The organism is Marinobacter sp. CA1, from assembly GCF_020546665.1.
Lineage (GTDB): Bacteria > Pseudomonadota > Gammaproteobacteria > Pseudomonadales > Oleiphilaceae > Marinobacter > Marinobacter xestospongiae.
Genome location: NZ_CP071785.1, coordinates 3,879,674 through 3,900,990, shown reverse-complemented (window position 1 = coordinate 3,900,990; position 21,317 = coordinate 3,879,674). Strand labels below are relative to the sequence as shown.

The 21,317-nt window shown below is 63.2% G+C and carries 19 protein-coding genes; 10 read left to right on the top strand and 9 right to left on the bottom strand.

What is annotated here, in order from left to right; translation table 11 throughout:
• Window positions 1-9: 9 nt before the first annotated feature.
• From ubiB to ubiE, 3 genes are read right to left on the bottom strand one after another with little or no spacing between them, the layout of a single operon-like run.
• Complete coding sequence (gene ubiB, locus J2887_RS17815; RefSeq protein WP_227172485.1) at window positions 10-1,656, bottom strand: ubiquinone biosynthesis regulatory protein kinase UbiB; 1,647 nt, start codon at window positions 1,654-1,656, stop codon at window positions 10-12.
• Window positions 1,653-2,288, bottom strand: a complete 636-nt coding sequence (locus J2887_RS17810; RefSeq protein WP_227172484.1) for a ubiquinone biosynthesis accessory factor UbiJ — start codon at window positions 2,286-2,288, stop codon at window positions 1,653-1,655. Before J2887_RS17810 ends, ubiB begins: the two co-directional genes overlap by 4 nt.
• Window positions 2,288-3,088 (bottom strand): bifunctional demethylmenaquinone methyltransferase/2-methoxy-6-polyprenyl-1,4-benzoquinol methylase UbiE, encoded by an 801-nt coding sequence (gene ubiE / locus J2887_RS17805; protein ID WP_227172483.1) that lies wholly within the window; start codon window positions 3,086-3,088, stop codon window positions 2,288-2,290. The genes J2887_RS17810 and ubiE overlap by 1 nt, the downstream gene beginning before the upstream one ends.
• A 113-nt stretch (window positions 3,089-3,201) precedes the next feature.
• On the opposite strand from ubiE, the gene J2887_RS17800 reads away from it, so the two are divergent.
• Entirely contained in the window at window positions 3,202-3,480 is a 279-nt protein-coding gene (locus J2887_RS17800) for a polyhydroxyalkanoic acid system family protein (RefSeq protein ID WP_227172482.1), read from the top strand.
• A 5-nt stretch (window positions 3,481-3,485) separates the two neighbouring features.
• On the opposite strand, the gene J2887_RS17795 is transcribed toward J2887_RS17800, so the two are convergent.
• On the bottom strand, window positions 3,486-4,238 hold the full coding sequence (locus tag J2887_RS17795; protein ID WP_227172481.1) for an FFLEELY motif protein: 753 nt from the start codon (window positions 4,236-4,238) through the stop codon (window positions 3,486-3,488).
• 81 nt (window positions 4,239-4,319) lie between these two features.
• Window positions 4,320-5,243: an alpha/beta hydrolase gene (locus J2887_RS17790; protein WP_227172480.1), complete on the bottom strand. Its 924-nt coding sequence runs from the start codon at window positions 5,241-5,243 to the stop codon at window positions 4,320-4,322.
• A 402-nt stretch (window positions 5,244-5,645) separates the two neighbouring features.
• Between J2887_RS17790 and J2887_RS17785 the strand changes: the two genes are divergently transcribed.
• From J2887_RS17785 to J2887_RS17765, 5 genes are all read left to right on the top strand, one after another.
• The gene (locus J2887_RS17785) at window positions 5,646-6,938 is read left to right on the top strand and encodes a WS/DGAT domain-containing protein (protein WP_416381872.1); all 1,293 of its coding nucleotides are present in this window, start codon (window positions 5,646-5,648) and stop codon (window positions 6,936-6,938) included.
• A gap of 291 nt (window positions 6,939-7,229) precedes the next feature.
• A complete protein-coding gene (locus J2887_RS17780; protein ID WP_227172478.1) occupies window positions 7,230-8,384 on the top strand; it encodes a porin in 1,155 nt (384 codons plus the stop codon).
• Window positions 8,385-8,564: 180 nt separating this feature from the next.
• Entirely contained in the window at window positions 8,565-9,860 is a 1,296-nt protein-coding gene (gene nosP / locus J2887_RS17775) for a nitric oxide-sensing protein NosP (protein WP_227172477.1), read from the top strand.
• Window positions 9,826-12,441: a NahK/ErcS family hybrid sensor histidine kinase/response regulator gene (locus J2887_RS17770; protein WP_228752822.1), complete on the top strand. Its 2,616-nt coding sequence runs from the start codon at window positions 9,826-9,828 to the stop codon at window positions 12,439-12,441. Before nosP ends, J2887_RS17770 begins: the two co-directional genes overlap by 35 nt.
• Before the next feature lie 87 nt (window positions 12,442-12,528).
• A complete protein-coding gene (locus J2887_RS17765; protein ID WP_227172476.1) occupies window positions 12,529-13,617 on the top strand; it encodes an IS630 family transposase in 1,089 nt (362 codons plus the stop codon).
• 6 nt (window positions 13,618-13,623) lie between these two features.
• On the opposite strand, the gene J2887_RS17760 is transcribed toward J2887_RS17765, so the two are convergent.
• Window positions 13,624-14,409 carry a response regulator gene (locus J2887_RS17760; RefSeq protein ID WP_227172475.1) on the bottom strand — a complete coding sequence of 262 codons (786 nt, stop codon included), beginning with the start codon at window positions 14,407-14,409 and terminating at the stop codon, window positions 13,624-13,626.
• Window positions 14,410-14,417: 8 nt separating this feature from the next.
• Window positions 14,418-14,996: a rhodanese-like domain-containing protein gene (locus tag J2887_RS17755; RefSeq protein WP_227172474.1), complete on the bottom strand. Its 579-nt coding sequence runs from the start codon at window positions 14,994-14,996 to the stop codon at window positions 14,418-14,420.
• A 259-nt stretch (window positions 14,997-15,255) separates the two neighbouring features.
• Between J2887_RS17755 and J2887_RS17750 the strand changes: the two genes are divergently transcribed.
• A complete protein-coding gene (locus J2887_RS17750; protein ID WP_227172473.1) occupies window positions 15,256-15,939 on the top strand; it encodes a response regulator transcription factor in 684 nt (227 codons plus the stop codon).
• Here the strand turns inward: J2887_RS17750 and J2887_RS17745 are convergent.
• Window positions 15,900-16,544 carry a pentapeptide repeat-containing protein gene (locus J2887_RS17745; protein WP_227172472.1) on the bottom strand — a complete coding sequence of 215 codons (645 nt, stop codon included), beginning with the start codon at window positions 16,542-16,544 and terminating at the stop codon, window positions 15,900-15,902. The genes J2887_RS17750 and J2887_RS17745 overlap by 40 nt on opposite strands.
• 74 nt (window positions 16,545-16,618) lie before the next feature.
• On the bottom strand, window positions 16,619-18,475 hold the full coding sequence (locus J2887_RS17740) for a PQQ-dependent methanol/ethanol family dehydrogenase (protein ID WP_227172471.1): 1,857 nt from the start codon (window positions 18,473-18,475) through the stop codon (window positions 16,619-16,621).
• A gap of 491 nt (window positions 18,476-18,966) precedes the next feature.
• Between J2887_RS17740 and pedF the strand changes: the two genes are divergently transcribed.
• Genes pedF through J2887_RS17725 form a run of 3 tightly spaced genes read left to right on the top strand, consistent with a single transcriptional unit; the run spans window position 18,967 to window position 21,170 of the window.
• Complete coding sequence (gene pedF, locus J2887_RS17735) at window positions 18,967-19,389, top strand: cytochrome c-550 PedF (protein ID WP_227172470.1); 423 nt, start codon at window positions 18,967-18,969, stop codon at window positions 19,387-19,389.
• A gap of 21 nt (window positions 19,390-19,410) precedes the next feature.
• Window positions 19,411-20,190, top strand: coding sequence for a quinoprotein dehydrogenase-associated SoxYZ-like carrier (locus J2887_RS17730; RefSeq protein ID WP_227172469.1), 780 nt, complete (start codon window positions 19,411-19,413; stop codon window positions 20,188-20,190).
• A 32-nt stretch (window positions 20,191-20,222) separates the two neighbouring features.
• A complete protein-coding gene (locus tag J2887_RS17725) occupies window positions 20,223-21,170 on the top strand; it encodes a quinoprotein relay system zinc metallohydrolase 1 (RefSeq protein ID WP_416381920.1) in 948 nt (315 codons plus the stop codon).
• Window positions 21,171-21,317: the final 147 nt, after the last annotated feature.

Sequence of the window (21,317 nt, the reverse complement as noted above, 5' to 3'; positions counted from 1 at the left end):
GGGTGGGTTTTAGCGGGGAGCCGGACGGGCCACCAGCCAGGCAGCCACGGCAATCAGCCCCCACCCGTAAGCGGGCAGATCCTGCGCCACCGCCAGCAGGTCGACCTGGGTGCTGGCGAGGGCCAGCCCGGTCAACACCAGCGCCGCCGTGGTGCGCCGCCAACGTCGGTCCTGCTGGCGTTGCCGGTCATCCAGCTGAGCCTGCCATTGGGCCTGGCGATGATCATCGGTGCCACGGTTACGCAGCTCCAGTAGCGCATCATGCACCAGTTGGGGCATGTCTGGCGACTGCTCCAGCCAGGCCGGCAGGTGGGACTGCAGGGTCTTGAACAGGGTGCCGGGGCCGAGCCGTCGTCGCATCCAGGTTTCCAGGAACGGCTGCGCCGTGCTCCACAGGTCCAGGTCGGGGTAGAGCTGACGGCCCAGGCCCTCGACATTGAGCAGGGTTTTCTGCAGCAACACCAGTTGCGGCTGCACCTCCATATTGAAGCGGCGGGCGGTCTGGAACAGTCGCAGCAGGAAGTGCCCGAAGGAAATGTCCTTCAGCGGGCGCTCGAAAATCGGTTCACAGACGGTGCGGATTGCCGCCTCGAATTCGTTGACCCGGGTGTCTGGCGGCACCCAGCCGGACTGGATGTGCAGCTCCGCCACCTGCCGATAGTCGCGCCGGAAGAACGCAAGCAGGTTGCGGGCAAGGTAGCTCTGATCGTCAGGGGCCAGGGTGCCGACGATGCCGAAATCGATGGCAATGTACTTGGGGTCCCGGGGATTGCTGGCGTCGACAAAGATGTTGCCCGGGTGCATGTCGGCGTGGAAGAAACTGTCCCGGAACACCTGGGTGAAGAAGATCTCCACGCCTTTCTCTGCCAGTACCTTTAGGTCAACCCCGGCGGCGGTCAGGGCGGCGACGTCGGCCACCGGAATGCCGTGAATGCGTTCCATCACCAGCACCGACTTGCGGGTGTAGTCCCAGTCGATGGCGGGGATGTAGATCAGGCTGGAGCCGTCGAAGTTGCGTCGCAACTGGCTGGCGTTGGCGGCTTCCCGCTGCAGGTCCAGCTCGTCGTGGATGGTGGCGTCGTAGTCGGCCACCACGTCCACCGGGTGCAATCGTCGTCCCTCGGACCAGTAGCGCTCCAGCAGGCCGGCCATCAGGTACATCAGCGCCAGGTCCTGCCGGATCACTTTCTCGATGCCCGGACGAATGACTTTGACCACCACCTGCTGGCCGCTGGGCAGGGTGGCGGCATGCACCTGGGCTACCGAAGCCGACGCCATCGGCCGCTGGCTGAATTCGGCGAAGCACTCACTGACCGGGGCGCCGAGGGACCGTTCAATAATGGCCTGGGCGCGCTCGCCGGAGAAGGGCGGCACCCGGTCCTGCAACTGGCGCAGGGATTCGGCCATGTCGTCCGGCAGCAGGTCGCGGCGGGTGGAGAGAATCTGGCCAAACTTGACGAACACCGGGCCGAGTTCTTCCAGTGCCAGCCGCAGGCGGTCGCCGCGACTGAGCCTGGGCTGAGGGAACAGGTGCCAGGGCGCCAGCAGGAAAAAGAGTTTCAGCGGCGTGGGCAGTTCCGCGATCGGCAGAAAGGTATCCAGGCGATAACGGCAAAAGACCCAGCCAATACGGATCAGGCGTTGCAGGCGTGTCACTGTGTCTCCGAACTCCGGGGGGCGTCGGTCAGGTGATCGAGGCGGGCGGCCAGGCGCTCGGTGCGCAGGTGCAGCTCGTCGATGTCATGGAAGGTGGCTTCCAGTTCGCGCCGACCGGGCAGGGCGCGACTCTCCTCGTGGATGTATTCTTCCACGTTGGCATTGAGGGCCGCGCTGGCCTGGCGACTCCACTGCAGGGCGGCGCGCAGTCGACGACCCAGAAAATGCGCCGGCACATCCCCGATCACCTTCGCCAGACTGGCTTCCCAGTCCGGATTGAGGCGATCCAGCGCGCGCTGGAACTGGTGGGCCTGGGCCATGTCGCCATGAACCGTCAGACGGCCATCGCTGAATACCTGGTCATCGCCCTGGGCCAGGGCCAGAAACGCCAGCGGCCGGCCGGCGATCTCGATGGCCGGCGCCGGTTCCTCGACGCTGCCGACACGCACCCGGTCGGCGCTGGCCGAAAGCGTAAGCGTCAGGGGCAGTGGCGCGGTCAGGCGGAACTGCACGGTGCCGCGCAACGCCGCGAGCAGCGCCTGGTGGCCGGCCGGGTCCAGCGCCAGGGTCCGATTGAGGGCTTCCTCAACCATGCCGGACAGCGCGGCGCGCAGGGTCGGGCCGGGCATCATCAGGGTTTGATTCCCACGTGCAGGGCGACGATGCCCCCGGTCATGTTGTGGTATTTGCAGTTCACCAGGCCGGCGTCGGCCATCATGTCCCGCAGGGTATCCTGGTCCGGGTGCATGCGAATGGATTCCGCCAGGTACTGGTAGCTGTTGGAATCGCCGGCGATCATCTGTCCCATCAGCGGCAGGGCGTTGAAGGAGTAGAGATCGTAGGCCTTGCTCAGCAGCGGGTTACGGGGTTTGGAGAACTCCAGCACCATCAGTTTGCCACCGGGTTTGAGTACCCGGGTCATGTCCCGCAGGGCCTGGTCCTTGTCGGTGACGTTACGCAGGCCGAAGGCAATGCTGACGGCGTTGAAGTGGTTGTCCGGGAACGGCAGGTGCTCGGCATCTGCCTGTACATATTCGATGTTGCCGACGTAACCGCGATCGGTCAGACGACCCCGGCCGACCTGCAGCATGGAGGCGTTGATGTCCGCCAGCACCACCTGCCCTTCCGGCCCCACCAGGTCGGAGAACTTCATGGTCAGGTCGCCGGTTCCGCCGGCGATGTCGAGCACCCGGTGGCCCGGTCGCACGCCGCTGAGTTCGATGGTGAAACGCTTCCACAGGCGGTGGATGCCCATCGACATCAGGTCGTTCATCAGGTCGTACTTGCCCGCGACCGAGTGGAACACCTCGGCCACCTGGCCGGCCTTCTGGCCACGATCCACCTGCCGGAAGCCGAAGTGGGTGGTGTTGTCGGCGGGGTTGCCGGCGCTGTTGGCGGGGGCCTGATCGGGGGACGTCGGTTGTTGGCTCATGGCAGGGTCCTGTCAGAATCTGAACACCGTATTCTAACGGTTAGGGGGGTGGCTACAAGGTTAGCGGCCCCTTAAACTAGCGAAATTGCCAATTTTGAGGGGAACCTTGCGCCATGTCAGTGATTGATATTCACCGTGCCCACAGTCTGGATCATGACCACGCCCGCCAGGCGGCGGAAGCCCTGGCCAGCGATCTGGCCCGTGAGTTTGATGTCCACTACCAGTGGGATGGTGACCTGGTGCGGTTCAAGCGCAGTGGCGTCAAGGGCCAGCTCACCATCAAGCCGGACGACATTCACGTGCACCTGGAGCTGGGCCTGCTGCTGCGTCCGTTCAAGGGACGGATTGAGCAGGAAATCCACAGCCAGCTGGATCAGCTGGTCAAGTCTTAGGTGGCTTACCCGGGCTTCTCTGAGGCCGTGAACGGTGCCGGGTGGCCGGAGACAATGCGCTCCATCACCCGGGTTTCCCGCACCACCAACTGATCGATCAGCCGTTCCACCCGGTCCATGGTACGAAAGGCCCGGTAGCCCCGCTGCAGGAATGCGTGCAGATCGCTCAGTCCCGCCATCTCAGCCGGTCCCCGGCTGATTGCCAGCAGCCAGCCGAGGGTCCGGTTGCGGACGTATCGATCCAGTTGCTGGCCCACCTCCGATACCAGCTCGATCTGGCGCCGGCGTTGGTCCAGCTGACCGCAGGCGCGGTAGCCCTGGCAGTACTGTTCCGGGGTCAGAAAGCGCCGGCCGTGGCCGTGGTAGGCCAGGGTCTCCACCAGGGCCAGGTCCAGCGACTGGGTCACCAGGTTCAACTCCACCAGGCCCGCCAGGGTGTCCAGTTGCTGTTCCGGCAACCACTTCACCATTTTGGGAAATACCCGGTCGATGTTGTCGTCGCGGCGAGTCATGCCGCTGGGGGCGTAGAGGTCAGAGAGCAGGAACTCCAGGCCAGTGCGGTAACCCGGATCGGCGATCAGGTCCTGGTGGGACTCCCGCAGTCGGCGGGCCTGCCACTGTTCCAGCAGGGCCAGCCGGTCCACCAGCGGGTGGTGACGTCGGCGCAGGCGAAAATCGTGGTAAGCCAGCAGGTGCTGTTGCAGGCGGCGGCCACCGTCGCTCTGAACCGGGGTATGGACGAGGCGATCACGGTACATGGGCGGCTGTGGGCTCCGGGGCTGCGGCGGCAAAAAGGCCGCAGTTTACCGGAGCCGGTGTGAGCTGTCTTGTACCAGGCGTTACTGTTGGGCGGCGGCGGGCAGGGCTTCAAACCCCGGGACCCACTCATTGCTGTCCAGAGTGATGAAATGGCTGGGAGCGTCGGTCTCGACAATCCGCATGGTGGTGGGGCTCTGGCGGGCACTGGCCAGCATTGCCGAACGGTCGAGAATGCGGTCCACCTGGGGAATCAGGAAGGTGCCATGGCGCACGTGCTGATAAACGCTGGTGTCGGTGCGGTGCATCCAGTCCATGATGTTTTCGATGTTGCGGACGATGGTGAGATGGTCCCTGGTCGCGAAGAACAGCTTGCTGAGCAGGGCCTTCTTGCGCGGATTCATCTTGCCAAAGAATGTCTGGCCATAGGCCGACTGGGGGGCGCTGTTGATCAGACGGATCAGCCAGGGCCACATGCCATGGCTGACCGGCTCCAGCAGGGTGGTCACCAGGGCGTGCAGCTTGCCCTGTGGCAGCACCGGCGCCTCCAGCACCACCTCCACGTTGTCAAACAGTTCCGGGCGCTGGCGGATGGCTTCCAGTACCACTGCGCCACCGCGGGAATGACCGTGGATGCGGATGTTGTCGGTGGTCGGCAGATTGGCCAGGGCCTGCACCAGGACGCAGGCATCGTACTCGATGGTGGCTTCCGGGTGCTTGATCGGCACCTCCCACTCCGGGTATTCCGGCGTCACCCCGTTGACCGGGATGTGGTAATTGCAGCAGGTCAGCAGGATCAGTTCGGTGGTGGGCTCTTCGTAGGCCTGGGTGAAGTAGCAGTGGTTTTCCAGAAAGCCATGAACGCCAATGACGGTCTGTTCCGCCTGGCCGCTGTGATTCCGTACTGAGACCGCACCCTTGCCGACCCGGTAGACCCGGCCGGAAAACATTTCCGAGTAAGCGCTCTCAATCGGTTTGATCAGTTTACGAACGTGGCTTGCTTTCATCACCGTTCTCCCACCAGCAGTGTGTCTGCGCGTTGTTATTGGTTCGTGCGCTCAGGAGCGCACCGTTGCAAGCAGATACCACTGTTTTATCGCTTGGGTGCACGGGTTGTATTGGCGCAGATTACGTTTTTTTCGCTTTGTCAGGGCCAATCAGGGGCGCTTTCACCTTTAAACACCTGCTACCCCGAGTATAGGGGGCGAAGGTTGCTGAAATGTAATTTTTTGTAATTCCCGGGTTGCAACCGGCTCTGTGGAGGCGGCCGGGTATGTCTGGCACAATGCCTCGTTATTGCCTCATAAACACACACTTACCGGGGTCGCCAGTCGTTGAGTCACGAGCACGCGCATCTTCTCCTGCCGGTGGATTCTGCCTGGCTGGCTCTGGAACGCCCGGAAAACCCGATGACCATCACGGTCATGCTGCGGGTCGAGGGACTGACGCCGGCGAGGCTTTACGACTTCCTGGAGGTCTACTGGCTGGCCTGGGAGCGTTTCCGCTACATGCCGGTGGCGCGGGCTCCGGGGTGGTGGTGGGAGCGGGACCCGAGTTTTGCCCTCCACCATCATATCGAGGTTGTCCACAAGCCGCTGGATGAGGCCGCGCTGCAGGACTGGGTGTCCGCCCGTCTCAACCAACCGCTGCCGGACTATCGCCCGCGCTGGAAATTCTGGCTGGTGCCCGACGCCGAAGGCGGGGCCGCGCTGCTGCTGCGGATTCACCACTGTTACGCCGATGGCCTGTCGCTGCTGGGGGTGTTCGACCGCATCTGCCCACCGTCGCCGCAACAGGCGCCGGCGCTCTATGGTGCCACCGAACAGGCCGATCCTGGTCGCTGGTACCGCTCAGCCGGAGCCTGGCTGTCGTCGCTGGCGGCGATGACCGAGGCTGCGCCGGAGCCGCTGACAACGGAGACCGGATCACGCTCGCCGCTGGAACGGGCGGCAATGCAGGGCCTGCGTCTGGTGAATGAGGTGAGCCAGTTCCTGGTGGAGCCGGAGGATAGTCCAACCCGGCTCAAACGGCCGCTGCTGGGCCGACGCAGCTGTCGCTGGTCACGACCGGTGGCGCTGGCGGGGTTTCGCGAGGCGGCGGCCAAAACCGGTGCCACCATCAATGACGTGCTGCTGAGCTGTGTGTCTGCGGCGGTGCGTCGCCACATCGAGACTGACGGTGAATCCCTCGACGATACCATTCTGCACGCCGCCGTGCCGGTGGATATACGCCGCCAACTGCCGGAGGGTATTCGTCCGGGCGAGCTGGATCTGGGCAATTTCTTTGGCACCGTGTTTGTGCCGTTGCCGGTGGACGGTGACAGTTCGCTGGAGCGGCTCTACCGGGTCAAGCACGAAACCCGGCGTCTGAAAAAAACCTGGCAACCGGGTATATCCTGGGGCCTGGCGGGGTCGGCCAGTCTGCTGCCAGGCGCCTGGCGCCAGCCCATCGCCGACCTGATGTACCGCAAGGCCAGTGCCGTGGTGTCCAACGTGCCCGGTACCCGCGACGAACGTTACCTGGCCGGCTGCCGTATCCGTGAACAGATGTTCTGGGTGCCCCAGGCCGGCAACATTGGCCTGGGAGTGAGCATCGTCAGCTACGCCGGGCAGGTGCAGTTCGGCGTGGTCGCGGACGAGGCCATCCTGCCCCAGCCCGGCCCCTTCCTCGACGACTGTCTGGCAGAGCTCGAGCGGTTCTAGCTTCACTCGCCGGGCGTTGATCCGTCCATCCAGTCTTACTTCCAAAGTCCCGTGCCGGTAACGTTCCAATTGCCGAGCAAACCGACTCCCTCGACCCATTTTCCCCCCGATCGCGCTGGCGGACCATGATCCGTGGCCACTGATTGCGGCCCAGCCGCCCGGCCTGGCCGCCGGTCGCGCTGTTTCCAGATGACAACTTTGGAGCTTCCGGCTGGCACTTGTGTCCCGTTCAACAGATCAGCGCATCAACCGAACGGGCCACCGGTCAGCGGACTCCCAGATGGGGGAACTATGAACAACAACAATGCAAAACCCGCTGCCCTGGCGCTGGCGGTTGCCCTGGCTGCCGGTACGACATCCCAGGCCCAGGCGGCCATCGATCTGTACGACGCCGACGGCACCCGTTTTTCCACCGACGGCTACATCAACACCTTCTACGTCAACACCGACGTCGACCAGCCGGGAGAGGGCGCGGATCGCCGTCAGTCCCGGGTGAAAATGGGGTTCCTGCCCAACTACCTGGGCTTTAATGTCCACCGCGACATGGGCGACCTGACACTGGGGGCGCGCTCCTCGTTCTGGGTCACCATCAACGATGGCGAAACCGGTGGCACCAGCACCGGCATAGATGTGCGGCAGTTCTATGGCACCGTTGCCAGCGACTGGGGGGAGGTGCTGATCGGTAAGGACTTCGGTCTGTTTGCCCGTTCCAACATCTTCCTTGATGAGATTCTCATGGGCTATGGCCAGACCAGTGACACCCTGGGCCTGGTCAACGGCCAGGGGGTGTCGTTCGGCAACATTGCCACCGGCTATCCCTACCCATTCCCCACTGCACAGATCACCTACCGCTCACCGGAGCTGGCCGGATTCAAACTGGCGGTTGGGGTGATGGACCCCAACGGCACCGCGGAGGACGGCAGCGGTGTGGCCTATGAGGAAGCGCCACGGTTCGAGTCCGAACTCACTTACGCGCTTGATCTGGATGGCATCAACCTGACGGCCTGGGTCAACGGTCAGTATCAGAATTCGGAAAGTACCGATGACGCGGTCGAGGACGTCACCTCCACTGGTGTTGGCTACGGCGCCAAGGTCAGTGTTGCCGGGCTGTCGCTGTCCGCCTCCGGTTTTACGGCGGAGGGCGTTAACCCGCTGTTCACCAATAACTTCCTCGATCTGGTGGCGGGTGAGCAGGATACTGAAGGTTACCTGGTTCAGGGGGCCTACCGCTTCGGTGCCAACCGGTTGGTGTTGTCCTACGGCGAGAATGAGGACGATGTGCTGGATCAGGAACGGGACAACACCACCGTGGCCCTGTTCCACGACGTCAACAGCAACCTCAAGCTGGTGGCGGAATACAGCATGCTGAATGTTGACAGCCAATCCACCGACGCGATGGTGGAAGAGTCCGACACCATCGCGGTGGGCGCCGTGCTGACCTGGTAGGTGCTGACCCAGAAGGTGCTGATCTGATAACGCGGCGTGGGTTGCCGCGGGGCGCGGCGGGCAGGGATGGCTGCCGCTATTTCCCCGGAAACCCCCGGGTCCGGTAGGACGAAAGTAGCGGATTGGTCTGGCGAATCTGTCTGGTTTCGTCGGCCTTTTTTTCAGAGGAGCCTTTTTTCAATGGCTTACGATCGATTTGGCGCGCCGGTAAAAAGCACGGAAGTCGCATTGGCGTACCCGTTGGGGGCCGTACAATCGGAAGAACTACCGCCGTACCCGGAACCTCAGCCGATGAATGCCGCTACCCATCAGCCTGCCAGCTCCCAGTCTGCCGCCCGGCTGGCCAGTACGTCCCTGCGTGATGCCGCGGCGGCAGCCGGGGCACTGGCGGATGAGCTGGCCCATGCCGAACTCGGCTGTGTGCTGTTCTTCTGCTCCGCCGACTACGATCTGGCGCAACTGGGCCCGGCACTGGAGGCGGCGTTCCCCGGCGTTCTGGTGTGTGGCTGCACCACCGCCGGAGAGATCACGCCCCAAGGCTATGGCCGTGGCTGCATGACCGCCATTGCACTGGATCGCCGCCACTTTGCCGTCGACTGCGCGCTGATTCAGGAACTGGAAGGGTTCTCGTTGCAGGATGCCCAGGCCTGTATCGACCGCCTGCTCGCCACCTGCCGTGACGCTGACCTGGCGCCGGTCAGAGACCACACCTTCGCCATCACCCTGCTGGATGGCCTGTCGAGCCGTGAGGAACTGGTGCTGGCCACCCTCAACGCCGCGCTGGGTTCGATTCCCCAGTTCGGCGGCTCAGCGGGCGATGATGAACGCCTCAACGACACCCACGTCTACTTTCGGGGCCGCTTCCACAACCACGCCGCCATTGTGATGCTGGTTAATACGCCGCTGGATTTCCGGGTGTTCTCCACCCACCACATGACTGCCACCGAGCAGAAGCTGGTGGTGACCCGCGCTGACAGCGATCGTCGTACCGTCCATGAACTCAATGCCGAGCCGGCGGCGCGGGCCTATGCCCGGGCAGTGGGCGTAACCGAAGCCGAGCTCGATCGGAAAACGTTTGCCCTACACCCGATGGCGGTACGCATAGGCGGCCACCATTTCATCCGTTCGGTGCAGCGGGTCAATGCCGACGGCAGCCTGACGTTCTACTGCGCGGTGGAAACCGGCATCGTGATGACGATGATGCGCACCGGATCGCTGCAACAGAGCCTGCAGGACCAGTTGGAGCAGGCCGAGGCGGTGGTGGGCCAGCCGCTGGTGACTATCGGCTGCGACTGTTTTCTGCGTCGCCTGGAAGCGGAGGTGACCGGCATCGACCAGAACATCGGCGAGTTTCTCAGCCGCCATCGGGTGATGGGCTTCAACTCCTATGGCGAACAGTTTGACGGCATGCACATCAACCAGACTTTTACGGGGGTGGTCATTGGCCAGCCTGACTTCGCTACCCGCAACGCCTGATCCGGACTGGACTGACCCCAGGGATCGCCGCATCGCCGAACTCGAGGCAGAGAATGGCCGTTTGCAGCGCATCCGCGACGCGCTGATCCAGCGGGTGGAGTCCGGTGTCACCCACAAGCCCGACCCCTACGCCGCCTTTGAGCATTCGGTGGTGCTGGCCGAACAGGTGCGGGAGCGGACCGACGCCCTCAATGGGGCGATGGACCGGCTGAAGGCCAGCAACAAGGCGCTTGAGCGGGCCCGGCAACAGGCGGAAACCACCCACCAGCGGTTGGTGGACGCTATTGAAAGCATCAGCGATGGCTTTGTGCTGTTCGACCAGGATCAACGCCTGGTGCTGAGCAACAGCCGGTTTGACAGTTACTGGCGTTACACCGGTGAGCGGGTGCGCCACGGCGCCACCGTGGCGGAGGTCAAGGCCAAGGCGGTACGCTCAGGGCTGATCGTTGAGGAGCACACCGAGCCGGATGCCGAGGGCTCGGTGTTCCTGCTGGCCAACCGGCGTTGGGTGCAGATGACCGAGACCCGCACCCGGGAAGGTGGTCTGGTGCTGCTGTACTCCGACATCACCGATCTCAAGCACTCGGAGAACCTGCGCCGTGAACAGGCGCTGGCGGAAAAGTCACGGTTGCTGCAAAGCGCTGTCGACAACCTGTCCCAGGGTGTGGTGCTGGTCAGTCCTGACGGTTGCCCGGAGATCTGGAACGACCGTTTCCTGGGGCTGACCGGGTTGTCGCCGCAGCAGGTGTCCAGTGACACCGACCTGTCTGCGGTGATGGCGGATGCCTCGGTGCCGCTGTTGCTGCCGGCACCGGGGCCAGCGGCGGAAGCCCCCTATGCCGAACAGATCCATCGTCGTGCGGACGGCCTGGTGCTGGAGATCAAGAGCCATCCGATGCCCGGCGGTGGCTTCGTCAACACCTACACCGACATCACCGAGAGCTATCGCTACGCCGAAACCCTCGCCGAAAGCGAGCGCTGGGTTCGCCTGGTGACCGATCATGTGCCAGCATTGATCGCCTACGTCGGCGCCGACCAGACCATGCAGTTCTGCAACAAGGTCTATGAAGGCTGGTATGCCGCGGGCCGGACATCGCTGTTGGGGCTGCCGCTTGAGCAGGTGTATGAACCGGCGCTGTACCGGCGGCTGTTACCCCGGGTTCGCCAGGCACTGGCAGGTGAAAGCGTGACCTTTGAGTTGGAGGAGACCGGTCGCGAGGGCCTGCGCCACTACATGCTGCGCTCCTATGTGCCCAACCGGGACGCCCGGGGAACGGTGGTGGGGCTGTTCGTGCTGATTCGCGACATCACCGACCGCCGGCGCACCGCGCTGGCGCTGGAACAGGCCTACGATCATCTCGAACGCCGGGTCAAAGAGCGAACCGCAGCACTCACCGGTCTCAACAACCAGCTGCGTCAGGAGATCAACGAGCGGGCGGCGGTGGAAGCGCGGCTGCGGGACGCCAAACTGGAGGCGGAGCGGGCCAACCTGTCGAAGACCAAGTTCCTGGCCGCCGTCAGTCACGATTTGCTGCAACCCCTCAACGCCGCCCGGCTGTTTACCAGCGCGCTGCAGGAACAGGCGTTCGGGCCACGGGCGGAGAGCCTGGTGCGGTCGGTGGCCACCTCTCTGGACGATGTGGAGAACCTGCTGGGTACCCTGGTGGACATCTCCAAGCTGGATGCCGGCGTGATCCAGGCGGACATCACGGTGTTTGACCTGCGGGACCTGCTCAACAATCTGGCGCGGGAGTTCCGGCAGTTGGCGGGCACGGAGGGGCTGAGGCTTGATTTTGTGCCCTGCTCGGCACTGGTGGAGTCCGATTCCCAGCTGCTGGCGCGGATTCTGCGCAATTTTCTCACCAACGCCATCCGCTACACCGGCAACGGTCGCATCCTGCTGGGCTGCCGCCGCCAGGGGCAGCATGTCTTACTGCAGGTCTGGGACACCGGGCCGGGTATTGCGGCGGACAAGCTGTCGGAGATCTTCCAGGAGTTCAAGCGCATTGAGCCGGCCGGTCGCCAGGCCGACAAAGGGCTGGGACTGGGGCTGGCAATTGTGGACAAGATCGCCCGCATTCTGGGGCATGACATTCACGTCGATTCGGTGCCCGGACGCGGCTCGGTGTTCAGTGTCCGGGTGCCACTGGCCACCCATCGCCCCCGTCCCCAGGTTTGCCAGGACTGCGCCAGTGCGCCCCACGAGAGCTTCGGCGGTGCACGGGTGTGGGTGATCGATAACGACCCGGCGATCTGTCAGGGCATGGCCACGCTGCTGGCCGGCTGGGGCTGTGAGGTGCTGACGGCGGTCTCGCTGGCGGATCTGGACGCCCGGGTGGACATTGCCAGCGATGCGGTTGACCTGATTCTCGCCGACTACCACCTGGACAACGATGAGACCGGGGTCGACGCCGTGACCACCATCAACGCTCGCCGGCGGCAGGCGGTGCCGGTACTGATGATCACCGCCAACTACAGCAATGCGCTGAAGCAGGACATCCGCGATCGCGGTTACCTGCTGATGAACAAACCCGTCAAACCTCTCAAGCTGCGCTCAGCGCTGCATCATCTGCTGCAGTAACACGGCACTAGTGTCCCTTAACAAAAGTTTGTCGAATTTTTGCGGTTAAAGTTTATAATTGCAGAAAGCATTGAGGGAGCTACTGCAATGGGACGACCGGTCACCCCTTTGATTATTACAGACGAAGAACGCGATGAGCTCAATTCGTGGGTTCGTCGCCGGCAGATGCCTGCGGCTGAGCAACAACGAGCACGAATGATCCTGTTGAGCACCGAGGGTTTTCCTGGGCGAGTGATCGGAGAGCGAGTGGGCGTGACGGCCGAAACGGTCAGCAAGTGGCGCAAGCGGTTTGAGCAGTTCCGGGTGGCCGGGCTGACCGATGCCCCCAGGAGTGGTCGGCCCCGCAGTATTGATGACGATAAGGTCACGGAGGTCATCAACAAAACGCTACAGTCCAAGCCCAAGGAGGCGACCCATTGGTCGACAACCTTGATGGCCAAGGAAACGGGCCTCAATGCCATGGCGATCAGTCGAATCTGGCGGGCATTTGGTCTGAAGCCTCACCGCCTGGAGACGTTTAAGCTCTCAACCGACCCGCACTTCGTCGCCAAGGTCCACGACATTGTTGGGTTGTATATGAATCCGCCTGACCGGGCTCTGGTGCTGTGCGTGGATGAGAAAAGCCAGATACAGGCGCTGAACCGGACCCAACCGGCGCTCCCCCTGTCGTTTGGCTATTCAGAGACTCGGACGCACGATTACGTTCGTCACGGCACCACCACCCTGTTTGCCGCCTTGGATGTAGCCACCGGTGAGGTTATCGGACGTCTTCATAGGCGACACCGTGCCAAAGAGTTTCTGGCCTTTTTGAATGAGATCGACCGGGAGGTTCCAGAGAATCTGGATATTCACTTGGTCATGGACAACTACGGGACTCATAAGACCGAAAAGGTGCGAGCCTGGTTTGCTGCCAGACCCAGATACCACGTTCATTTCACGCCAACCTCGGCGTCGTGGGTCAACTTAGTGGAACGATTCTTTGCCCTGATCTCGGAGCGGTGGATCAAGCGCAACTCGCATCGCAGTACTCGCGAGTTGGAAGCATCAATTAAAGACTACCTTGCGACCTACAACGACGATCCCAAACCGTTTGTTTGGCGTAAAACAGCCGATCAAATCATTGCGTCAATCGCTCGGCTATCCGACAAAATCAATGATAAGACGAACTTTTGTTAAGGGACACTAGCGCTTCAGATACTGGCTGAAATCCACATCCCCGGCCGACAGGATGGCCTGTACCCGGTTGTGAACGCCCAGCTTGCGCAGGATGGCGGAAACATGGGCCTTCACGGTGGTTTCGGCGATGTTGAGGTTGTAGGCGATCTGTTTGTTGGACTCGCCCTTGGACATGCGTTCCAGTACCAGCAGCTGGCGTCGGGTCAGGGAGTTCAGTAACTCCGGCGAGATGGGGTTGTCTTCATGGCGGTGACGGCGCTGGGTCTCCTTGCCGGTACGGATAATGTCCGACGGCAGGTAGACGTTGCCATTGAGAATCTGGGTGATGGCATCGGTCATCTGCTCCCGCGGCGAGGATTTGGTGATGAAACCGACCGCACCGTAGGTGATGGCCTGCAGCACGACCTGTTTGTCCTCCTCGGCGGAGACAATCACCACCGGGATGGTGGGGGCCTCGTTGCGAAGGGAGATCAGGCCGTTGAGTCCGTGCATGCCGGGCATGTTCAGATCCAGCAGGATCAGGTCGAGGTCGTCCTGTTCCCGGGTAATGGCAAGGGCGCTGTCGAGGTCTTCGGTCTCGATGATCTCGCTGCCCTCGAAACCGGAGGCGATCACGTTGCTGATGGCCTCCCGGAACAATGGATGGTCGTCGGCGATCAGGATTCGGTAGTTGCAGTCCACGGAGTCGGTCACGGCGGGTCTGGTTTCCTCACAGGTCTGGAGGTTTCCATCATAGCGGTTTTTGGACCCCGCGTGAGCGGTGTTGGCGGTGGGGGTGAGGGTGGTCAGCATGGGGCACCTCAGGAATTGTTGTTGGTGTCGGTGGCGAACCCGGGTTTGACCGGCTTCGCAGGCTGCATCGGCAGGCCGGCCTCGGCCCAGCCGTCAACGCCGTTGCGGTACCAGTAGAGGTTACGAAAGCCAGCGGCGGCCAGACGCCGGGTGGCGTTCCAGGACAGCCAGCAGTCTGACTTGCACAGCACCACCACCGGGTAGTCCAGGCGCTGGCCGGTAAGCGCCAGGGTATTGTCGATAAGGTATCGCAACCAGGCTTCGGACAGCTCGCCGCGGCCGGTATTGGGTAGCCAGATAGCGCCAGGCAGCGAGGGGTGGGGCGTTGTCTGCAGGAATCGGTCGGCCCGGTACTCCAGATTGATGACATCGATCAGCACGGGTTTCGGTGTCTGCTTCAGCAGCGCGCGCAGTTCCCCGGTGTCCACTGTCCGGGCGGGTTCGGCGACCTCCGGTGTGGGGCTGCGATAACGGTCGATGCGGTAGCCGTCCGCCGAGAACAGCGCCTCGGGCGCATCGTTGGCGGCAAGCACCGGGCTGCCGGCCAGCAGCAGGCCGACGACCAGGCCGGTCAGGGCGTGGCGCATGGAAAACCTCACTTATAGTTCTTGTTGCTACCATTTAACGGTCTTCGCAACCTTCCTTGAATGCCACCATGGCATTAATCCCGTGCGACTAAAGAACTAGTGAGCGTCTGATGAACTCCGGATCACCTTGAAGACGCCTGGTTAAAGCGGGGCTGCCTGGGTCGGCGCTATGCACAAAGTAGCAAGGCGCTGGTACCAAAGAACCATTCCGGCCCGGGGTGTCAGCGCTAGCATGGGAGGAAACAATAAGGAGAGCGCTATGAATGTGCTATTGGTGGACGACCACCGGGTGGTCCGGGTGGCGATCCACAGGCTGTTGCGCAGCGCCCTGCCAGCGCTGCAGGTGACCGAGGCAGACTGTGGTCAGGCCGCGTTGACGCTGTGCGCCGAACACCGCTTTGATGCCGTGGTGCTGGATATCGGCCTGCCAGACCTGTCCGGGCTGGAGGCGGCGCGACGTCTGTTACAGCGCCATCGCGAGGTTCGCATCCTGTTCTTCTCCATGCACGACGAGCTACCCATGGTGCGTCAGGCCCTGGCCGTGGGCGGGCTGGGTTTCGTGTCCAAAAACTGCGATCAGGCGGTGTTGGTGGCGGCGGTGGAACGGGTTGCCGCCGGCGAACCCTACATCGAGCACTCGGTGGCCACCCGGCTGGCCCTCAACCACCAGCACGGCGCCGACCAGCGTCTGCAGGAGATGACCCAGCGTGAGCTGGAAGTGCTGGTGATGTACGCCCGTGGCGAACCGGTGGCCGGTATTGCCCGGCGTCTGTGTGTCAGCGACAAGACTATTTCCAACCACTTGGCGCTGATCAAGAACAAATTGCAGGTACGTTCTGCGGTCGACCTCATCCACCTGGCGGTGGACAGCGGTCTGGTGCGCTACGGTGAGCGCACGCTCGCTTACCAGTCAAACGGGCAGGCGGTGCAGCCCTCCATGTAGGTGCCCTCAAAAATGGCATAGTGAATGCGGGCATCGGTCAGGTTGGCTCCGGCCAGGTTGGCGGAACCCAACTTGGCTTCCTGCAGGTTGGCGCCCATCAGGTTGGCACCTTGCAGATTCGCCTTGGGCAGCCAGGCAATTTCCAGCGTGGCCACGTTGAGGTTGGTGTTCACCAGGGTGGCACCGGACAGCCGGGAGAAATCCAGGTTGGCACCGGTCAATTTGGCATCGCTGAAGTCCGCCCCCTGGGCAAACAGGTATTCCCCCCGCAACCCCGCCAGGTTGGCGCCTTGCAGGTTGGCACCGCGAACCGAGGCCCGGTATAGGTTGACCCGCTGGCCGGTGGCGCCCGCCAGGTTGGCACCGTTCAGATTGGCTCCCCGCAGGTTGGTGTGGTTGAGCACCGCGCCGCGCAGGTCGGCACCGGCAAGGTTGATACCCTTGAGATCCTCATTGGCGAGGTCGACACCTCGCAGGTCGACGCCAGCGCAGTCGGCCTCAGGCACCAGGGGACAGCCGTTGAAGGTCCGGACCTCCTGAGCCAGGGCCGTGCCGCTGATGGCGTTGGCGACAAGGGCGGTAAAGATAACGGTGGCAGTTCGCATGCTGATCTCCTTCGGCAGGATGACCGGTCAGACAGAGAGGGCCCGGCGGCTGCCGGGCCCGGTTGGGTCAGGGCTTAACGGCTGGCTTCCATCCACGATGGCAGCTTGAATGCCCAGAATGATCCACCCTGGGAGATCGGCTTGGTCAGCTCGGCCATGTCGCCGCCCCACAGCGGAACTGCGCCGCCGTAGCCGGACACCACGCCAATGTACTGCTCGCCGTCCATTTCCCAGGTGATGGGCGGGGAAATGATCCCGGAGCCGGTCTGGAACGACCACAGTTCCTCGCCGCTGTTGGCGTCGAAGGCCTTGAAGTAGCCGTCGCCGGTGCCGGTGAAGACCAGGCCGCCCTTGGTGGCCAGCACGCCAGCCCACAGTGGCATGTTTTCCTTGTGTTCCCACTTGATGTCACCGGTCAGCGGGTCCATTGCCCGCAGGATGCCAACGTGGTCATCAAACATGCGCTTGATGCGGAAGCCCTGGCCCAGGTAGGCGGCGCCGCGGTTGTAGGTGACTTCTTCGGTCCAGTAGTCCTCTTTCCAGTGATTGGCCGGAATATAGAACAGGCCGGTGTCCTGGCTGTAGGCCATCGGGTTCCAGTTCTTGCCACCCAGGAAGGGCGGGGATACCTCAATGGACTCGCCCTTGGTCTCGCCTTCGGCCGGGGGTGGCGGGCGCTGGCCTTCCACTTCGATCGGGCGGCCGGTGTCCGGATCAATACCGGTGGCCCAGGTGATGTTGTCGACGAACGGGAAGCCTTTCTGGAATTCGCCGGTCTCCCGGTCCACCACGTAGAAGAAGCCGTTGCGGTCGGCGTGGGCGGTGGCTTTCACCGTCTCGCCATCTTCGGTGTACTCGAACAGCACCAGCTCGTTGTTGCCGGAGAAGTCCCAGGCATCGTTCGGGGTGTGCTGGTAGAACCATTTCACCTCACCGGTGCTCGGGTCCACGCCCACCTGGCCGGAGGTGTAGAGGTTGTCGTAATCGTGGGGATCGCCGCCGGGGGAGGTGCGCTTCCAGGTGTTCCACGGCGCCGGGTTGCCGGCACCGACGATGATGGTGTTGGTCTCGGCGTCAAAGCTGGCGCTCTGCCAGGGGGCGCCACCGCCGTGACTCCAGGCTTCCACCTTGCCGGTTTCGGTGTTGGGGTCGTCCGGCCAGCTGGGGGCATCGGGATCGCCGGTGGGCGTGCTGCGTTCGCCGTTGAGGCGACCGTAGTGACCTTCCACAAACGGCCGCATCCAGACTTCCTCGCCGGTATTCGGGTCACGGGCGTAGAGCTTGCCGACCACGCCGAACTCGTCACCGGACGAACCGTGGATCAGCAGTACCTTGCCGGAGGCCTGATCCTTCACCAGCGTCGGAGCGCCGGTCATGGTGTAGCCGCCGGTGTGATCCTCGAACTTCTTGCGCCAGACCACCTCACCGGTGTCTTTGTTCAGTGCCACGATGCCGGCATCCAGGGTGCCGAAGAACACCTTGTCACCAAAGATGGCGGCCCCCCGGTTGACCACGTCGCAGCACGGGCGGATGTCGTTGGGCAGGCGGTGGCTGTAGTCCCAGATCTTGCGACCGGTGCGAGCGTCGATGGCGAACAGGCGGGAGTAGGAGCCGGTCACGTAGATGATGCCGTCGTGCACCAGGGCCTGGGATTCCTGGCCGCGCTGTTTTTCATCACCGAATGAGAAGGAATAGGCCGGTACCAGCCGCTCGACGTTCTCGGTGTTGACGGTGGTCAGCGGGCTGTACCGCTGTGCCTTGGGCCCAATGCCATAGGCCAGCACGTTTTCCGGTGTGCTGGCGTCGTTGAGGATGTCGTCCCAGGTGACCTCACTGGCCAGGGCATTGGTTGCCAGACCGGCGGCCGAACTGATGGCCAGGGCCAGACTGATGCCTTGGATCAGGGGGCGCTTAGCTGTGTTTGTTTTCATGGTGTTTCCCCTTGGTTGCTGTCGTTGGGCGCCAGGTCAGGGCGGGGCAGACCGGTTTGCTCACCAGCCGCAGGTCGCTCTGGAGCGCTGTGACGCAGTGAGTATTAGCCCCGCCCGGGGCTGACGGCGACGGAAATTCCCACCGCAATCCCGGGAGAACCGGAAGTAGCCTCGGGAAAAGTTCCCGGCCTCGGGCCTAGGCCCTGAACTGTCTGGCTTTTTGATCATGGCGCTGGGCCGTCGTGCTTTGGCCTCGCCCCGGTGAGCGTACGACCAAGGGAGGAGGTGCCAGCCTCCAAAGTGGCATTCGATCGCCGCCATCGCCTTTCTAGACTGGATTCAGCGCCATGTTCGCAGCGGCGACGAGCCCCGGCTGGCGCTCTGAGAGATCACGTGCAACACCCGATCAAGCACGAGACCGTCAAGAACAGCACGGTCAAGAGCAACACCGTCAAGATCATCACCATCAAGAACAACAGAGGTAACAGGTTATGGCAGTTTCACATTCCATCAAGCTGATCGCCGCCGCCGGGTTACTGGCCGGTGCAGGCGCAGTGCTGGGGCATGGCAACGTGACCCCGCAGCCGGTGGACACCGGCAATCTGCCCGAGCTGGGCGAGGAACTGCTGGCCGAAAACCCCTTCCGGGCCGGCAACGACAAGGGAAGTTTCCACGAGGAGGCGGTGGCGGTTGGCAAGCGTGCCTACACCGGCAACTGCCAGAACTGCCACGGTATTGAAGTGGTGTCCGGTGGTTTGACTCCGGATCTGCGGGAGCTGACCGAGTGGGACGATGAATACTTCATCGGCCGGGTCACCCACGGCACCGATCGTGGTATGCCTTCGTTCAAGCGCAACCTGAACCAGAACGCCATGTGGGCCATCAAGACCTACATCGAGTCGGTGAAGGAGTAACGCCAACGTCAGGGAGTTGCCATGGGCCGCTGGATTGCTGTCACACTGATGCTGCTAACGGGATTGGCGCGGGCTGCGGCACTGCCGGATGACCCGCTGCGCTCCCCGATGTGGGAGTACAACCTGGCGCGATACCTGGGGGACGAGGCCCGGGTGGTGATTGATGACCGGGTGGCCCTGAAGGTGCCCGGCTTCGCCGAGGACTCCGCGCAGGTGCCGCTGACGGTGGATCTGTCGGCGTTTCCCGGCCACATTCGCCAATTGGTGAGCTGGGTTGATTTCAACCCGGTGCCGCTGTTGTTCAAACTGACCCCCGAGGCGGCGCAGCCGCGACTGATCGCCCTCAACTTTCGGGTGCAGCAGGCGACGGCAGTGCGGGTGGCGGTGCAGGCCGGTGATGGTCGCTGGCACATTGGCAGCGCCGATGTCGACGCTGCCGGTGGCGGCTGCACCGCGCCCAGCATGACCGCTGCCAATCCGGATTGGCAGACCGCCTTCGGCACCATCCGTGGCGGCGCCTTCTCGCCGGTACCTGGCCACACCCGTTTCAAGTTCCATACCCTGCACCCGATGGATTCCGGCATGGTGGGCAATGTGCCCGCGTTCCGTATCGACGATGTCCGCCTGCACGACCTGGCCAGTGACCGCCTGCTGTTGCGGATGCGGCTGGCGGAGTCGGCGGCAGAGAATCCGATGTTTGTGTTTGAGCTGGCGGGCGAGCGGCGTGCCGTGCGGTTATGGATGCGGGACAACAACGGCAATCTGTTCGAGCGTGAACTGGCGCTCGGGGAGGGCGGCTAGTGGCAGCATCAACGCGGTTGCAAGTTCGCGCGATGGTGATGTGCCTGCTTTGCCTGCTGTCGGCGCCATCCCTGGTGGCTGCCCGCAGTTACGGGTTGGAGGCCACGGCCGTCGCGGACGGGGTCTGGGTGGTGGAGGGCACCACCGAGAATTTCTCGCCCGCCAACGGCGGCAACATCGTCAACACCGGCTTTATCGAAACCGATGCCGGTGTGGTGGTGATCGACACCGGTCCCTCCCGTCGCTATGGCGAGGCGCTGCGGGCATTGATTGCCCGCCATAGCGATCAGCCGGTCACCCATGTGCTGTTGACCCATCATCATCCGGATCATGTGTTCGGCAACCAGGCCTTCCCGGAGCACACCCTGTATATGCTGCCCCGGGGGCGTGAGCTGTTGGCCCGGGATGGTCCGGCCTTTGCCGAGAACATGTACCGACTGGTGGGGGACTGGATGCGGGGCACCGAGCTGGTGGTGCCGCCCAACACCCTCAGCCCGGGCGTGCTGACGGTGGGGACGCGCCGGCTGCGGCTGATGGCGTTTGCGGGGCATACCGGGTCGGATCTGGTGGTGCTGGACGAAAGCAGCGGTGTGCTGTTTGCCTCTGACCTGGTGTTCTACAACCGCGCCCTCACAACCCCACAGACCCCAGGGCTGGCGCGTTGGGCGGAAGAGCTGCAGCAGTTGCGGACGCTGCCATTCCGGGTGCTGGTGCCAGGCCATGGCCCGGTCAGCGACGGGGGCGCTGCCCTGGCACAGATGGCCGACTACCTGAGCTGGCTGGATCGCGCCCTGACGCAGGCAGCCCGGCGTGGTCTCAGCCGCAGTGAGGTGATGCAGATGGCGATCCCGGAACGGTTCGCAGCGGTGGCCGGTCGGCGTTATGAGCTGATCCGAACCACGACGCATCTCTATCCGGGCTATGAAAAAGCCGCACTGGAGTTGCTGGCGAGCCCGGAGGCCACGCCGGGAGGCCAGTAACCACGGGCCCTGGGGCATCTACGACTAATGAACGAGTGATGACCCTCCAAGGACCCATTGGCGTCCTGACCGGGGCCGGCTAGAGTGAAACAGACGCTGACAAAAGGCGGTGACGCCACCAGAGACAACCACAACAAGAGGTCGACA